This window comes from Pseudomonas sp. LS.1a, assembly GCF_022533585.1.
Classification (GTDB): domain Bacteria; phylum Pseudomonadota; class Gammaproteobacteria; order Pseudomonadales; family Pseudomonadaceae; genus Aquipseudomonas.
The window spans coordinates 1,030,455-1,044,842 of sequence record NZ_CP092827.1; the positions used below are offsets into that span (position 1 = coordinate 1,030,455).

A 14,388-nucleotide genomic window follows, 5' to 3' on the forward strand; every position below is an offset into this window, starting at 1 on the left:
GGGGATCAGCGGGCAGCTGCACCTTGCAGCAGGCTTTGCTGTTTTTCCTTGTGTTTTTTCAGTTGGCGGTCGAGCTTGTCGGCCAAGGCATCGATCGCTGCATACATGTCTTCGTGTTCGGCGTTGGCAACCACTTCGCCGCCGGGAATCTGCAAGGTCGCCTCGACCTTCTGCTGCAGCTTCTCGACTTTCATGATGACCTGCACGTTGGTGATCTTGTCGAAGTGACTTTCCACGCGAGCGAGCTTTTCAAGCACATAATCGCGCAGTGGCTGGGTGACTTCTACATGCTGTCCACTGATATTGACTTGCATACAGCTTCTCCTTTGTTGCCCGTGCATAAAGAGGCAGGTCTTGCACCTGCCCCACAAACGCTGTGGTACATCTCAGGGGCTACATCAGTCGCTTGCGCTCGCTCGACGGTGCGATGCCGAGGGACTCGCGGTACTTGGCGACGGTGCGACGGGCTACCTGGATGCCTTGTGCCTCCAGTAAACCAGCGATCTTGCTGTCACTCAATGGCTTTTTCTGATTTTCCGCCGCAACCAGTTTCTTGATGATCGCGCGGATCGCCGTGGACGAGCATTCTCCGCCTTCGGAGGTGCTGACGTGGCTGGAGAAAAAGTATTTCAGTTCGTAGATGCCACGCGGTGTATGCATGTATTTCTGCGTGGTAACCCGCGAAATGGTCGACTCGTGCATGCCCACCGCTTCGGCGATGTCATGCAGCACCAACGGCTTCATCGCTTCGTCACCGTGGTCAAGGAAGCCGCGCTGGTGCTCGACGATCTGCGTGGCCACCTTCATCAGGGTTTCGTTGCGGCTTTGCAGGCTCTTGATGAACCAGCGCGCTTCCTGCAGCTGGTTGCGCATGAAGGTGTTGTCGGCGCTGGTGTCGGCCCGGCGCACGAACCCGGCGTACTGCGGGTTGACGCGCAGGCGCGGGATGGCCTCCTGGTTCAGTTCCACCAGCCAGCGGTCGCTATCCTTGCGCACGATGACGTCGGGCACCACGTACTCAGGCTCGCTGGACTCGATCTGCGAGCCAGGGCGCGGGTTGAGGCTTTGTACCAGCTCGATGACCTGGCGCAGCTCGTCTTCCTTGATTTTCATGCGACGCATCAGCTGGCTGTAGTCACGGCTGCCGAGCAGGTCGATGAAATCTGTGACCAGGCGCTTGGCTTCGGTCATCCACGGGGTGTTGGCGGGCAGCTGGCGCAGTTGCAGCAACAGGCATTCGCCCAGGCTGCGGGCGGCAATGCCGGCGGGCTCGAACTGCTGGATGCGGTGCAGCACCGCTTCGACCTCGTCCAGTTCGATATCCAGCTCCGGGTCGAAACCGGCGCAGATTTCCTCGAGAGTGTCTTCCAGGTAGCCCTGGCCGTTGATGCTGTCGATCAGGGTGACGGCGATCAGGCGGTCGGTGTCGGACATCGGTGCCAGGTTCAGCTGCCACAGCAGGTGGCTTTGCAGGCTTTCGCCGGCCGATGTGCGGGTGGTGAAGTCCCACTCGTCGTCATCGTTGCTTGGCAGGCTGCTGGCACTGGTCTGGTAGATGTCTTCCCAGGCCGTGTCGACTGGCAGTTCGTTGGGGATGCGCTCGCTCCACTCACCGTCTTCCAGGGTGTCGGCACTGGTGGTGCTTTCCTGGAAGCTGTTGTCCTGGACTTCGGCGGCCGGCTTGTTCTCGGCGTTGTCCGCCATCGGGTCGCTGTTGTCGAAGTCGTCGCCGTCTTCCTGACGTTCGAGCATCGGGTTCGACTCCAGCGCTTCCTGGATTTCCTGTTGGAGGTCCAGGGTGGAGAGCTGGAGCAGGCGGATGGCCTGTTGCAACTGCGGTGTCATCGTCAGTTGCTGGCCCATTTTTAGGACGAGCGATGGTTTCATGGCTGGGGCTTAATACCTTGTTCGCCGGCGCGCATGCGCCATCCACTACACGAGGGCGCCGGGGCGCCAGATCAAGCAAGTTTTATGCCTTAAATTGTAGCGTTTGCCTAGAGCACTGTAACAACTTTACCCGCTGTTTCAGGGCGATTTGCCAGTACTCCAGGCGCGTGCCGGGCTCAGAGCCGGAACTCGTGGCCCAGGTAAACCTCTTTGACCAGGTCGTTGGCCAGGATGGTTTCGGCGTCGCCTTCGGCGATCAACCGGCCATCATTGACGATATAGGCGGTTTCGCAGATATCCAGGGTCTCACGCACGTTGTGGTCGGTGATCAGTACACCGATGCCCTTGGCCTTGAGGTGGTGGATGATCTGCTTGATGTCGCCGACCGAGATCGGGTCGACACCGGCGAAGGGTTCGTCCAGCAGGATGAACTTGGGCGCGGTCGCCAGCGCGCGGGCAATTTCCACGCGGCGGCGCTCACCGCCGGACAGGCTCATGCCGAGGTTGTCGCGGATGTGGCTGATGTGGAACTCCTGCAGCAGGCTTTCCAGCTCTTTGCGCCGGCCGTCGCGGTCGAGGTCCTTGCGGGTCTCGAGGATGGCCATGATGTTGTCGGCCACCGACAGCTTGCGGAAGATCGAGGCTTCCTGCGGCAGGTAGCCGATGCCGGCGCGGGCGCGCCCGTGCATGGGCTGGTGGCTGACATCGAGGTTGTCGATCAGCACGCGCCCCTGCTCGGCCTGGACCAGGCCGACGATCATGTAGAAGCAAGTGGTCTTGCCGGCGCCGTTGGGGCCGAGCAGGCCGACGATCTGGCCGCTGTCGATCGACAGGCTGACATCACGTACGACTTGCCGCCCCTTGTAGCTCTTGGCCAGGTGCTGGGCTTTGAGGGTTGCCATTTACTCGGCCTTCTTCTTGGGCTGGATCACCATGTCGATACGCTGACGCGGCGAGGTCACGTTGCCACCACGACCGGCGGTCGCCACCTGGGTCTGGGTGTTGTAGACGATCTTCTCGCCTTCGGTGGTGTTGCCTTCGTTCTCGACCTTGGCGCGGTCGGTGAGGATCACCAGGTCCTTCTGCGACTGGTACTGGATGGTCACGCCCCAGCCTTTCATCTTGTCCGGCTTGGCCGCGCTCTGCTGCTGCTCGAAGTAGGCCAGGTTGCCCACCGAGGTCACCACGTCGATATCGCCGGAGGCGGAGCGGGTGATGGTCACGGTGTTGCCTTTGATCATCATCGAACCCTGGGTGATGATCACGTCGCCGGTGTAGGTGGCCACGCCCTGCTTGTCGTCCAGGTGGGCGTTGTCGGCCTGGATGCGGATAGGCTGGTCACGGTCATTCGGCAGGGCGAGGGCGCTCGCGCTTCCCAGTGCTGCGCTCAGGCTGAGCAAAAGGGGGAGGGTTTTAACGAGCCTCATACTGTCCTCTTACGTTAGAGAGCAAGTCCATCTTGCCTTCTTTCAAATACGCTTTCATTCCTTTGCCCGTAGTTGTGCCACCGGCGCCGTCGATTCTAACGGCTTGCTCGGTCTGCGCATATTGCTTCTGCGGGAACACGGTCATGCGTGAGCTGGTAATGATGGTTTCACGCTGCTTTTCGTCGGTGCGGGCAACCCGGACCTTGTCGATCAGTTCGACCTCGCTGCCGTCCGGGTTGACCTCGGCGCGGGTGCTCTGCACGTGCCACGGGTATTCGGTACCGCGGTACAGGTGCAGGTCCGGCGTGGTCAGCAGGGTGATTTCGCTGGCCTTGAGGTGTTCGACCTTGTCGGCGGTCATTTCGTACTGCAGCTTGCCGTCGGGCAGGAACTGCACGCTGTGGGCGTTGACCGCGTAGTAGTCGATGGCGCTTGCGTCGACCTGGGCCACCGGTTTGTCGAGGAAGCTTTCCGGGCTGACATTCCAGTAGCCGATCGCCACCAGCAGGGCGGCGATCACCGCGAGCAGCGCAATGTTGCGGGCTTTCTTGCTGAACATGGGCAGCCTTACAGGTAGTTGGCGTTGGCAGCGTCCAGGGTGCCCTGGGCCTGCATGATCAGTTCGCAGAATTCACGGGCCGCGCCTTCGCCGCCACGTGCCTGGGTCACGCCATGGGCGTGCTGGCGAACGAACGGCGCGGCGTTGGCCACCGCCATGCCCAGGGCGACCCGGCGAATCACCGGCAGGTCGGGCAGGTCGTCGCCCAGGTAGGCCACTTCAGCATAGCTCAGGCCCAGTTCGGCGAGCAGGCCGTCCAGCACCACCAGTTTGTCCTCGCGGCCCTGGTACAGGTGCGGGATGCCGAGGTTCTTCGCCCGGCGCTCGACCACCGGGGTCTTGCGCCCGCTGATGATCGCCGTGGTCACGCCCGAGGCCATGAGCATCTTGATGCCCTGGCCGTCGAGGGTGTTGAAGGTCTTGAACTCGCTGCCGTCCTCGAGGAAGTACAGGCGCCCGTCGGTGAGCACGCCGTCCACGTCGAACACTGCCAGCTTGACGTGCTTGCCGCGTTGCATGAGGTCCTGGTTCATTCCATCGCTCCTTTACATTACGCCGGCGCGCAGCAGGTCGTGCATGTTCAGGGCACCGGTCGGGCGGTCCTCGCGGTCCACCACCACCAGGGCGCCGATCTTGTGGTCCTCCATGATCTTCAGGGCCTCGGCCGCGAGCATTTCGGCGCGGGCCGTCTTGCCGTGCACGGTCATGACCTGGTCGATCAGGGTGGTATGGACGTCGATGTTGCGGTCCAGGCTGCGGCGCAGGTCGCCGTCGGTGAAGATCCCGGCCAGCTTGCCGTCGGCTTCGACGATCACGGTCATGCCCAGGCCTTTGCGGGACATTTCAAGGAGTGCGTCCTTGAGCAGGGTGCCACGGGGCACCTTGGGCAGTTCGTCGCCGGCGTGCATCACGTTCTCCACCTTGAGCAGCAGGCGGCGGCCCAGCGCACCACCCGGGTGCGAGAAGGCAAAGTCCTCGGCGGTGAAGCCGCGGGCTTCGAGCAGGGCAATGGCGAGCGCATCGCCCAGCACCAGCGATGCGGTGGTGGAGGAGGTGGGGGCCAGGTTCAGCGGGCAGGCCTCCTGCTCGACGCGGGCGTCGAGGTTGACCTCGGCAGCCTGGGCCAGGGGTGAGTCCGGGTTGCCGGTCAGGCTGATCAGCTTGATGCCCAGGCGCTTGATCAGCGGCAGCAGGGTGACGATTTCGGCGGTGCTGCCGGAGTTCGACAGGGCAAGGATGACATCATCGCGGGTGATCATGCCCATGTCGCCATGGCTGGCTTCGGCCGGGTGCACGAAAAACGCCGGTGTGCCGGTGCTGGCCAGGGTGGCGGCGATCTTGTTGCCGATGTGTCCGGACTTGCCCATGCCGACCACGACGACCCGGCCCTTGCTGGCCAGGATCAGTTCGCAGGCCTTGACGAAATTGTCGTCGATGCGCGCCAGCAGGGCCTCTACGGCCTCGAGTTCCAGGCGCAGGGTGCGTTGGGCGGATTGGATCAGCTCGCTGGATTGGCTCATGTCGAAAAAGCAATGCCTGATGAAAAGGCGGCGATTATAGCTGCAATGAAAGAAACCCTCACGCTTTCGATTGCCGTGGCGAATGTCTCGTCAGCCTGTCGCAGGGCTGAACGACTCGTTAGCCGACCTTGGGGCGGCGCTGCCAGCGGTGCTATAGTTCGCCGCTATTCGGCCTGCCAGGGGCGCTTGTGCCTTCCAGATGGAGGCCGACGTCCATAAGGACGAGGCTGCACCAGCAAGGAGTCTAGATGAGTGTGGATAGCGCCTACGCGGTCGAGTTGAAGGGGGTTACCTTCAAACGCGGTTCGCGCAGCATTTTCAGCAACGTCGACATTCGCATCCCGCGCGGCAAGGTCACCGGTATCATGGGGCCATCGGGTTGCGGCAAGACCACGTTGCTCCGCCTGATGGGCGCGCAGTTGCGCCCTTCCAGCGGTGAGGTCTGGGTTGCCGGGCAGAACCTGCCGACGTTGTCGCGCAGCGACCTGTTCGACGCCCGCAAGCAAATGGGGGTGCTGTTCCAGAGCGGCGCGCTGTTCACCGATCTCGATGTGTTCGAGAACGTTGCGTTCCCGCTGCGCGTGCACACCCAGCTGTCGGACGAAATGATCCGCGATATCGTGCTGATGAAACTGCAGGCCGTGGGGCTGCGCGGTGCCATCGACCTGATGCCCGACGAACTGTCCGGTGGCATGAAACGCCGGGTGGCACTGGCCCGGGCGATTGCCCTGGACCCGCAGATCCTCATGTACGACGAACCGTTCGTCGGCCAGGACCCGATCGCCATGGGTGTATTGGTGCGCCTGATCCGCCTGCTCAATGATGCCCTGGGTATCACCAGCATCGTCGTTTCCCACGACCTGGCGGAAACCGCCAGCATCGCCGACTACATCTATGTGGTAGGTGACGGCCAGGTGCTGGGCCAGGGGACGCCTGACGAGCTGATGGGCTCGGACAACCCGCGCATTCGCCAGTTCATGAAGGGCGACCCGGACGGCCCGGTACCTTTCCACTTCCCTGCGCCTGACTACCGCGCCGACTTGCTGGGGGCGCGTTGATGCGCAGAAAATCCTTACTCGAACGTGTCCGCCTGCTGGGCCGCTCGGCAATCGACGTGCTGGCGGTGCTGGGGCGTTCCTGCCTGTTCCTGTTCCATGCGCTGATTGGCCGTGGCGGTATCGGCGGCGGCTTCCAGCTGCTGATCAGGCAGCTGTACTCGGTGGGCGTGCTGTCGCTGGCGATCATCGTCGTGTCCGGCGTGTTCATCGGCATGGTGCTGGCGCTGCAGGGCTTCAGCATCCTGACCAAGTACGGCTCGGAGCAGGCGGTGGGGCAGATGGTCGCCCTGACCCTGTTGCGAGAGCTCGGCCCGGTGGTGACGGCGCTGCTGTTTGCCGGCCGTGCCGGTTCGGCGCTGACCGCCGAAATCGGCAACATGAAGTCGACCGAGCAGTTGTCGAGCCTGGAAATGATCGGCGTCGACCCGCTCAAGTACATCGTCGCGCCACGCCTGTGGGCCGGCTTCATCTCGCTGCCGTTGCTGGCGCTGATTTTCAGCGTGGTCGGCATCTGGGGTGGCTCGTGGGTGGCGGTGGACTGGCTGGGCGTCTACGAGGGCTCGTTCTGGGCCAACATGCAGAACAGTGTTTCGTTTACCGACGACGTGCTCAACGGGCTGATCAAGAGCCTGGTATTCGCCTTTGTCACGACCTGGATCGCCGTATTCCAGGGGTACGACTGTGAGCCCACCTCAGAAGGGATCAGCCGTGCCACCACCAAGACCGTGGTCTATGCCTCGTTGGCAGTGCTGGGTCTGGACTTTATTCTGACCGCCTTGATGTTTGGAGATTTCTGATGCAAAACCGCACCCTGGAAATCGGTGTCGGCCTGTTCCTCCTGGCCGGGATCCTGGCGCTGCTGCTGCTGGCACTGCGTGTCAGCGGGCTGTCGGCCAGCCCGAGCAGCGATACCTATAAAGTTTATGCCTACTTCGACAATATCGCCGGTTTGACGGTCAGAGCTAAAGTGACCATGGCCGGTGTGACCATCGGCAAGGTTACCGCCATCGATCTGGACCGTGATTCCTACACCGGTCGGGTGACGCTGCAGCTGGACAAGTCGGTGGACAACCTGCCGACCGACTCCACTGCCTCGATCCTGACCGCCGGGTTGCTTGGCGAGAAGTACATCGGCATCAGCGTGGGCGGTGAAGACCAGGTGCTCAAGGATGGCGGGACCATCCACGACACCCAGTCGGCGCTGGTGCTGGAAGATCTGATTGGCAAGTTCCTGCTCAACTCCGTTGGCAAGGAACCTAAAGAAGCGCAACCGGCTAATTAAGGAGTTTCCATGATTTCCATCCTGCGACGTGGCCTGCTGGTCCTGCTGGCGGCCTTCCCCCTGCTGACCATGGCTGCGCAGACCCCACACGATGTGATCCAGGGCACAACCACGGAACTGCTGGGTGACCTGAAGGCCAACAAGGAACAGTACAAGTCCAACCCCAATGCCTTCTACGATGCGCTGAACCGCATCCTCGGCCCCGTGGTGGATGCCGACGGTATTTCCAAAAGCATCATGACCGTCAAGTACTCGCGCAAGGCCACCCCTGAGCAGATGCAGCGCTTCCAGGAAAACTTCAAGCGCAGCCTGATGCAGTTCTATGGCAATGCCCTGCTCGAGTACAACAACCAGGGCATCGCAGTCGACCCGGCCAAGGCTGATGACGGCAAACGCGCCAGCGTCGGCATGAAGGTCACTGGCAACAACGGTGCCGTGTATCCGGTGCAGTACACCATGGAAAACATCGGCGGCGAGTGGAAGGTGCGTAACGTGATCGTCAACGGCATCAACATCGGCAAGCTGTTCCGCGACCAGTTCGCCGACGCCATGCAGCGCAATGGCAACGATCTGGACAAGACCATCGACGGCTGGGCCGGCGAAGTGGCCAAGGCCAAGCAGGCCGCCGACAACTCGCCAGAGAAGACCGTCAAATGAGTGAGGCCGGTGTAAGCATGGCCGAGCCGGGCGTGTTGCGCCTGGCCGGTGTGCTGGACTACCGCAGCGGGCCGGCCCTGCGCAAGCAGGGCAAGGCACTGATCGCGGCCTGCCGCGAGGTGCAGCTGGTACTCGATTGCTCGGCGGTGCAGCGCTCCACCAGTGTCGGCCTGTCGTTGCTGCTGGCCTTCATGCGCGATGCCCAGGCCGCCGGCAAGGGCTGCCAGGTACGCAGCATGCCCGACGACATGCGGGAAATTGCCGAGGTCTATGACCTCGATGAAGTGCTGGCAACCTGATGGCTCGCCACCTGTGATGGCCCCTCGGTCAGCGAAGCCCTCGTTGGGCTTCGCAGGCGAGGGGCTTTTTTGTATGATGGCCGACCCGTGCGCATCGGGCGCCGATTGAGGTTGAGCATGCAGGCCGTAGAAGTTAAAAGCTTCCTTGAAGAGAAATTGCCGGGTTCCCGGGTCGAAGTTGAAGGCGAAGGCTGCAACTTCCAGTTGAACGTGATCAGCGACGAGTTGGCTGGCCTGAGCCCGGTCAAACGCCAGCAGGCGATCTATGCTCACCTGAATCCGTGGATCGCCAATGGCAGCATCCATGCGGTAACCATGAAATTTTTCAGCAGCGCAGCCTGGGCTGAGCGCACCTGAGCCAACGTGGCGGCGAGATTCCAATGGACAAACTGATTATTACTGGCGGCGCTTGCCTTGATGGCGAGATCCGTATTTCGGGCGCGAAGAACGCAGCCCTGCCGATTCTGGCGGCGACCCTGCTGGCTGACGGCCCGGTCACCGTGGGCAACCTGCCGCACCTGCACGACATCACCACCATGATCGAGCTGTTCGGCCGCATGGGCATCGAGCCGGTGATCGACGAAAAGCTGGCGGTGGAGATCGACCCACGCACCATCAAGACCCTGGTCGCGCCTTACGAGCTGGTCAAGACCATGCGCGCCTCGATCCTGGTGCTGGGGCCGATGGTCGCCCGTTTCGGTGAGGCCGAAGTGGCGTTGCCTGGCGGTTGCGCCATTGGCTCGCGCCCGGTCGACCTGCACATCCGTGGCCTCGAGGCCATGGGCGCGAAGATCGAAGTCGAAGGCGGCTACATCAAGGCCAAGGCACCTGAGGGTGGCCTGCGCGGTGCGCACTTCTTCTTCGACACCGTCAGCGTGACCGGTACCGAGAACATCATGATGGCCGCTGCCCTGGCCAACGGCCGCAGCGTGCTGCAGAACGCCGCGCGCGAGCCGGAAGTGGTCGACCTGGCCAACTTCATCAACGCCATGGGCGGCAAGGTCCAGGGCGCTGGTACCGACACTATCACCATCGATGGCGTCGAGCGCCTGCACTCGGCCAGCTACCGCGTGATGCCGGACCGTATCGAGACCGGTACCTACCTGGTTGCCGCTGCCGTGACCGGTGGCCGCGTCAAGGTCAAGGACACCGACCCGACCATCCTTGAAGCCGTACTGGAAAAACTCAAGGAAGCCGGCGCCGACATCAACACCGGCGAGGACTGGATCGAGCTGGACATGCACGGCAAGCGGCCGAAAGCCGTCAACCTGCGTACTGCCCCGTACCCGGCGTTCCCGACCGACATGCAGGCGCAGTTCATCTCGCTCAACGCCATTGCCGAAGGTACTGGCGCGGTGATCGAGACGATCTTCGAAAACCGCTTCATGCACGTCTACGAAATGCACCGCATGGGCGCGCAGATCCAGGTCGAAGGCAACACTGCCATCGTCACTGGCGTCAAGGCGCTGAAGGGGGCCCCGGTAATGGCCACCGACCTGCGTGCTTCCGCCAGCCTGGTGCTGTCGGCGCTGGTAGCCGAAGGCGATACCCTGATCGATCGCATCTACCACATCGACCGTGGTTACGAGTGCATCGAAGAAAAACTGCAGATGCTGGGCGCGAAGATTCGTCGCGTACCGGGCTAGTCGTCTGCTGCGGGAGTGGGCTTGCCCGCTCCCGCATAACGAATTGAATGCGGTCGGGCTCGACGCCCGGCCGGCAGTAGCCGCTTAAGGACCGACGTTCCAATGTTGACCATCGCGCTTTCCAAAGGCCGTATTCTCGACGATACCCTGCCGTTGCTGGCCGAGGCCGGTATCGTGCCGACCGAGAACCCGGACAAGAGCCGCAAACTGATCATCCCCACCACGCAGGACGATGTGCGCCTGCTGATCGTGCGTGCCACCGACGTGCCGACCTATGTCGAGCATGGTGCCGCCGACCTGGGTGTGGCCGGCAAGGATGTGCTGATGGAGTACGGCGGCCAGGGCCTGTACGAGCCCCTGGACCTGCAGATTGCCCGTTGCAAGCTGATGACCGCTGGCGTGGTCGGCGCACCCGAGCCCAAGGGCCGTCTGCGCGTGGCAACCAAGTTCGTCAACGTAGCCAAGCGCTACTACGCCGAACAGGGCCGCCAGGTCGACATCATCAAGCTGTACGGCTCGATGGAACTGGCACCGCTGATCAACCTCGCCGACAAGATCATCGACGTGGTCGACACCGGCAATACCCTGCGTGCCAACGGCCTGGAGCCCCAGGAACTGATCGCCACGATCAGCTCGCGCCTGGTGGTCAACAAGGCCTCCATGAAAATGCAGCACGCCCGTATCCAGAGCCTGATCGACACGCTGCGCGGTGCGGTCGAATCGCGACACCGCGGCTGACTCTCTACCGACTGTGCGCGGCCTTTGCTGTCGCGCCCGTCTATCCGCGTCATAGCCATTTTTCTCGGGTGCCCGCGCGGATGGACTGGTAGCCTAGGGCGCCTGAGCATTCGCCAATAATCGAGGCCCTCGCCATGACCGTGTCCACTGCAATTGCCCGTCTCAACGCTGCTGATCCGGATTTCGCCCGACATCTGGATCATCTGCTGAGCTGGGAAAGTGTGTCCGATGACGCGGTCAACCAGCGCGTGCTCGACATCATCAAGGCCGTGCGTGAGCGTGGCGATGCGGCATTGGTGGAGTTCACCCAGCGTTTCGATGGTGTCGACGCCAAGTCGATTGACGACCTGATCCTCGATCGCGCGCGCCTGGAACTGGCCCTGACCCGCATTACCCCGGCCCAGCGTGAAGCCCTGGAAAAGGCCGCCAACCGTGTGCGCATGTACCACGAGCGGCAGAAGCAGGACTCCTGGCAGTACACCGAAGCCGACGGCACCGTGCTCGGCCAGAAGGTCACCCCGCTGGACCGCGCCGGCCTGTATGTGCCGGGCGGCAAGGCGTCGTACCCGTCGTCGGTGCTGATGAACGCCATCCCGGCCAAGGTTGCCGGAGTGGCCGAGGTGGTGATGGTGGTGCCGACCCCGCGTGGCGAGGTCAACGAGCTGGTGCTGGCGGCTGCCTGCATCGCCGGTGTCGACCGGGTGTTCACCGTCGGTGGCGCCCAGGCTGTGGCCGCGCTGGCCTACGGTACCGAAAGCGTGCCGCAGGTGGACAAGATCGTCGGCCCGGGCAACATCTACGTCGCCACCGCCAAGCGCCACGTGTTCGGCCAGGTGGGTATCGACATGATCGCCGGCCCGTCGGAAATCCTTGTGGTGTGCGACGGCCAGACCGACCCGGACTGGATCGCCATGGACCTGTTCTCCCAGGCTGAGCACGACGAAGATGCCCAGGCCATCCTGGTCAGCCCCGATGCCGCCTTCCTCGACCGCGTTGCCGCCAGCATCGACAAGCTGCTGCCGACCATGGAGCGTGCCGAGATCATCGAGAAGTCGATCAATGGCCGTGGCGCGCTGATCCAGGTGCGCGACATGCAGCAGGCCATGGAAGTGGCCAACCGCATCGCACCGGAGCACCTGGAGCTGTCGGTGGCCGACCCGCAGGCCTGGCTGCCACACATCCGCCACGCTGGCGCGATCTTCATGGGCCGCCACACCAGCGAAGCGCTGGGCGACTACTGCGCCGGCCCCAACCACGTGCTGCCGACTTCCGGCACCGCGCGTTTCTCGTCGCCGCTGGGGGTGTATGACTTCCAGAAGCGTTCGTCGATCATTTACTGCTCCGAGCAGGGCGCGTCCGAACTGGGCCATACCGCCTCGGTCCTGGCCCGTGGCGAGTCGCTGACCGCCCACGCCCGCAGCGCTGAATACCGCATCCTGACCCAAGAGAAGGGGAACTGAGCATGAGTCGATTCTGGAGCCCCTTCGTCAAGGACCTGGTGCCTTACGTGCCGGGCGAGCAGCCCAAGCTGGCCCGTCTGGTCAAGCTGAACACCAACGAAAACCCCTACGGCCCGTCACCCAAGGCGCTGGAGGCCATGCGCGGCGAGCTGAACGACAACCTGCGCCTGTACCCGGACCCGAACGGTGACCGGCTGAAGCAGGCGGTGGCCGAGTACTACGGCGTGACTCCGGCACAAGTGTTTGTCGGTAACGGCTCGGACGAGGTACTGGCGCACATCTTCCACGGCCTGTTCCAGCACGACGCACCGCTGCTGTTCCCGGACATCAGCTACAGCTTCTACCCGGTCTACTGCGGCCTGTACGGTATCGCCTTCGAGCAGGTGGCGCTGGACGAGCAGTTCCAGATCCGCATCGAGGACTACAACAAGCCCAACGCCGGCATCATCTTCCCCAACCCCAACGCGCCGACCGGCTGCCTGATGCCGCTGCAGGCGGTGGAGCAGTTGCTGCAGGCCAATCGTGATTCGGTGGTGGTGATCGATGAGGCCTACATCGACTTCGGTGGCGAAACGGCCATCAGCCTGGTCAACCGCTACGACAACCTGCTGGTCACCCAGACCCTGTCGAAGTCGCGTTCGCTGGCCGGGCTGCGGGTTGGCCTGGCGGTGGGGCACCCGGACCTGATCGAGGCGCTGGAGCGTATCAAGAACAGCTTCAACTCCTACCCGTTGGACCGTGCGGCGATCGTCGGCGCGGCGGTGGCGTTCGAGGACCGCGAATACTTCGAGCAAACCTGCCGCAAGGTGATCGACAGCCGCGAGGTATTGGTCGGGCAGCTGCGGGCCAAGGGCTTTGAAGTGCTGCCTTCGGCTGCCAACTTCATCTTCGCCCGCCATCCGCAGCAGGATGCTGGCGAGCTGGCTGCACGCCTGCGCGAGCAGGGCGTGATCGTGCGCCACTTCAAGCAGCCGCGCATTGCCCAGTTCCTGCGCATTACCATCGGTACGCCAGAGATGAACCAGGCGCTGCTTGATGCGTTGAACTGACGGTATTGCAAGCTGCCGTGACGCGGCCCTTGTGGGAGCGGGCGTGCCCGCTCCCACAGGGATTTCCGCTATCGGCAGAAACCATCAGTGTTTGCTGTATTGCCGGTATACATTATGCTGACCAGATTCATCGGATGATTGGTTGAGTTGCATGAGTACCGAATTGACCAAGCGCTCCCTGGTCGAACTGGCCGTCGAGCGCATGCGTGAACGCATCGAGCTGGGCGACTGGCAGGTTGGCCAGCGTTTGCCGACCGAGCCGGAACTTGCCCTGCAGTTGGGCATCAGCCGCAACACCGTACGCGAGGCCATGCGCGTGCTGGCGTTCAGTGGCCTGGTGGAGATCCGCCAGGGCGACGGCAGTTACCTGCGCACGGCCCAGGATCCGCTGCAGGCGGTGCAGGCGATGTCCCGTTGCACGCACGAGCAGGCCCGTGAAACCCGGCACATCCTCGAAGCCGAAGCCATCGGCCTGGCCGCACTGCGCCGTACCGACGCCGACCTGCAAGCGCTGCGTGATGCTCTGGCCAGCAGTGCCGGACATTTTCACGGTGATATCGATGCCTATGTGGCCTGCGACCTGGTGTTTCACCAGCGGCTGGTCGATGCCGCCCATAACCCGGCCCTGAGTGAACTGTACCGGTACTTTTCCGGTGTGGTGGCTGCCGCGCTGCAGCACAACATGGCGACTGTGCCGCGCTGCCAGGCCACGTTCGACCTGCATGGGCAAATCCTCGCCGCCATCGAGCAACGCGATGCGGAGCAGGCCAAGCGCCTGAGCCGTACCCTTATCGAATCCTGACTCT

18 protein-coding genes are annotated in these 14,388 nt (G+C 62.9%); 11 read left to right on the forward strand and 7 right to left on the reverse strand.

Annotated elements, in window-relative coordinates; translation table 11 throughout:
* Positions 1-5 precede the first annotated feature (5 nt).
* From hpf to MKK04_RS04785, 7 genes are all read right to left on the reverse strand, one after another.
* On the reverse strand, positions 6-314 hold the full coding sequence (gene hpf / locus MKK04_RS04755) for a ribosome hibernation-promoting factor, HPF/YfiA family (protein ID WP_003255135.1): 309 nt from the start codon (positions 312-314) through the stop codon (positions 6-8).
* 79 nt (positions 315-393) lie between these two features.
* Entirely contained in the window at positions 394-1,887 is a 1,494-nt protein-coding gene (locus tag MKK04_RS04760) for an RNA polymerase factor sigma-54 (protein ID WP_063911361.1), read from the reverse strand.
* A gap of 176 nt (positions 1,888-2,063) precedes the next feature.
* Positions 2,064-2,789, reverse strand: coding sequence for an LPS export ABC transporter ATP-binding protein (gene lptB / locus MKK04_RS04765; RefSeq protein WP_003255132.1), 726 nt, complete (start codon positions 2,787-2,789; stop codon positions 2,064-2,066).
* Positions 2,790-3,314, reverse strand: coding sequence for a lipopolysaccharide transport periplasmic protein LptA (gene lptA, locus MKK04_RS04770; protein WP_063911362.1), 525 nt, complete (start codon positions 3,312-3,314; stop codon positions 2,790-2,792). It abuts the gene before it with no gap.
* Entirely contained in the window at positions 3,301-3,873 is a 573-nt protein-coding gene (gene lptC, locus MKK04_RS04775) for an LPS export ABC transporter periplasmic protein LptC (RefSeq protein WP_207834686.1), read from the reverse strand. Before lptC ends, lptA begins: the two co-directional genes overlap by 14 nt.
* A gap of 8 nt (positions 3,874-3,881) precedes the next feature.
* Complete coding sequence (locus MKK04_RS04780; protein ID WP_207834684.1) at positions 3,882-4,406, reverse strand: KdsC family phosphatase; 525 nt, start codon at positions 4,404-4,406, stop codon at positions 3,882-3,884.
* Positions 4,407-4,418: 12 nt separating this feature from the next.
* Complete coding sequence (locus tag MKK04_RS04785) at positions 4,419-5,393, reverse strand: KpsF/GutQ family sugar-phosphate isomerase (RefSeq protein WP_063911365.1); 975 nt, start codon at positions 5,391-5,393, stop codon at positions 4,419-4,421.
* Positions 5,394-5,641: 248 nt separating this feature from the next.
* On the opposite strand from MKK04_RS04785, the gene MKK04_RS04790 reads away from it, so the two are divergent.
* The 11 genes from MKK04_RS04790 (at position 5,642) to MKK04_RS04840 (ending at position 14,384) form a co-directional block, all read left to right on the forward strand.
* A complete protein-coding gene (locus MKK04_RS04790; RefSeq protein WP_012270662.1) occupies positions 5,642-6,451 on the forward strand; it encodes an ATP-binding cassette domain-containing protein in 810 nt (269 codons plus the stop codon).
* Positions 6,451-7,248: a lipid asymmetry maintenance ABC transporter permease subunit MlaE gene (gene mlaE / locus MKK04_RS04795; RefSeq protein ID WP_063911366.1), complete on the forward strand. Its 798-nt coding sequence runs from the start codon at positions 6,451-6,453 to the stop codon at positions 7,246-7,248. Before MKK04_RS04790 ends, mlaE begins: the two co-directional genes overlap by 1 nt.
* Positions 7,248-7,733, forward strand: a complete 486-nt coding sequence (mlaD, locus tag MKK04_RS04800; RefSeq protein WP_003257921.1) for an outer membrane lipid asymmetry maintenance protein MlaD — start codon at positions 7,248-7,250, stop codon at positions 7,731-7,733. The genes mlaE and mlaD overlap by 1 nt, the downstream gene beginning before the upstream one ends.
* 9 nt (positions 7,734-7,742) lie before the next feature.
* Entirely contained in the window at positions 7,743-8,390 is a 648-nt protein-coding gene (locus tag MKK04_RS04805; protein WP_063911367.1) for an MlaC/ttg2D family ABC transporter substrate-binding protein, read from the forward strand.
* Complete coding sequence (locus MKK04_RS04810; RefSeq protein WP_063911368.1) at positions 8,387-8,689, forward strand: STAS domain-containing protein; 303 nt, start codon at positions 8,387-8,389, stop codon at positions 8,687-8,689. The genes MKK04_RS04805 and MKK04_RS04810 overlap by 4 nt, the downstream gene beginning before the upstream one ends.
* A 117-nt stretch (positions 8,690-8,806) precedes the next feature.
* The gene (locus MKK04_RS04815) at positions 8,807-9,046 is read left to right on the forward strand and encodes a BolA family protein (RefSeq protein ID WP_003255121.1); all 240 of its coding nucleotides are present in this window, start codon (positions 8,807-8,809) and stop codon (positions 9,044-9,046) included.
* Between the two features lie 23 nt (positions 9,047-9,069).
* Complete coding sequence (gene murA / locus MKK04_RS04820) at positions 9,070-10,335, forward strand: UDP-N-acetylglucosamine 1-carboxyvinyltransferase (RefSeq protein ID WP_207834682.1); 1,266 nt, start codon at positions 9,070-9,072, stop codon at positions 10,333-10,335.
* 102 nt (positions 10,336-10,437) lie between these two features.
* Entirely contained in the window at positions 10,438-11,073 is a 636-nt protein-coding gene (gene hisG, locus MKK04_RS04825; RefSeq protein WP_003257924.1) for an ATP phosphoribosyltransferase, read from the forward strand.
* Positions 11,074-11,207: 134 nt separating this feature from the next.
* Positions 11,208-12,533 (forward strand): histidinol dehydrogenase, encoded by a 1,326-nt coding sequence (hisD, locus tag MKK04_RS04830; protein WP_241106296.1) that lies wholly within the window; start codon positions 11,208-11,210, stop codon positions 12,531-12,533.
* Between the two features lie 2 nt (positions 12,534-12,535).
* Entirely contained in the window at positions 12,536-13,582 is a 1,047-nt protein-coding gene (hisC, locus tag MKK04_RS04835; protein ID WP_233693883.1) for a histidinol-phosphate transaminase, read from the forward strand.
* A 151-nt stretch (positions 13,583-13,733) separates the two neighbouring features.
* A complete protein-coding gene (locus MKK04_RS04840) occupies positions 13,734-14,384 on the forward strand; it encodes a FadR/GntR family transcriptional regulator (protein WP_207834665.1) in 651 nt (216 codons plus the stop codon).
* Positions 14,385-14,388 lie beyond the last annotated feature (4 nt).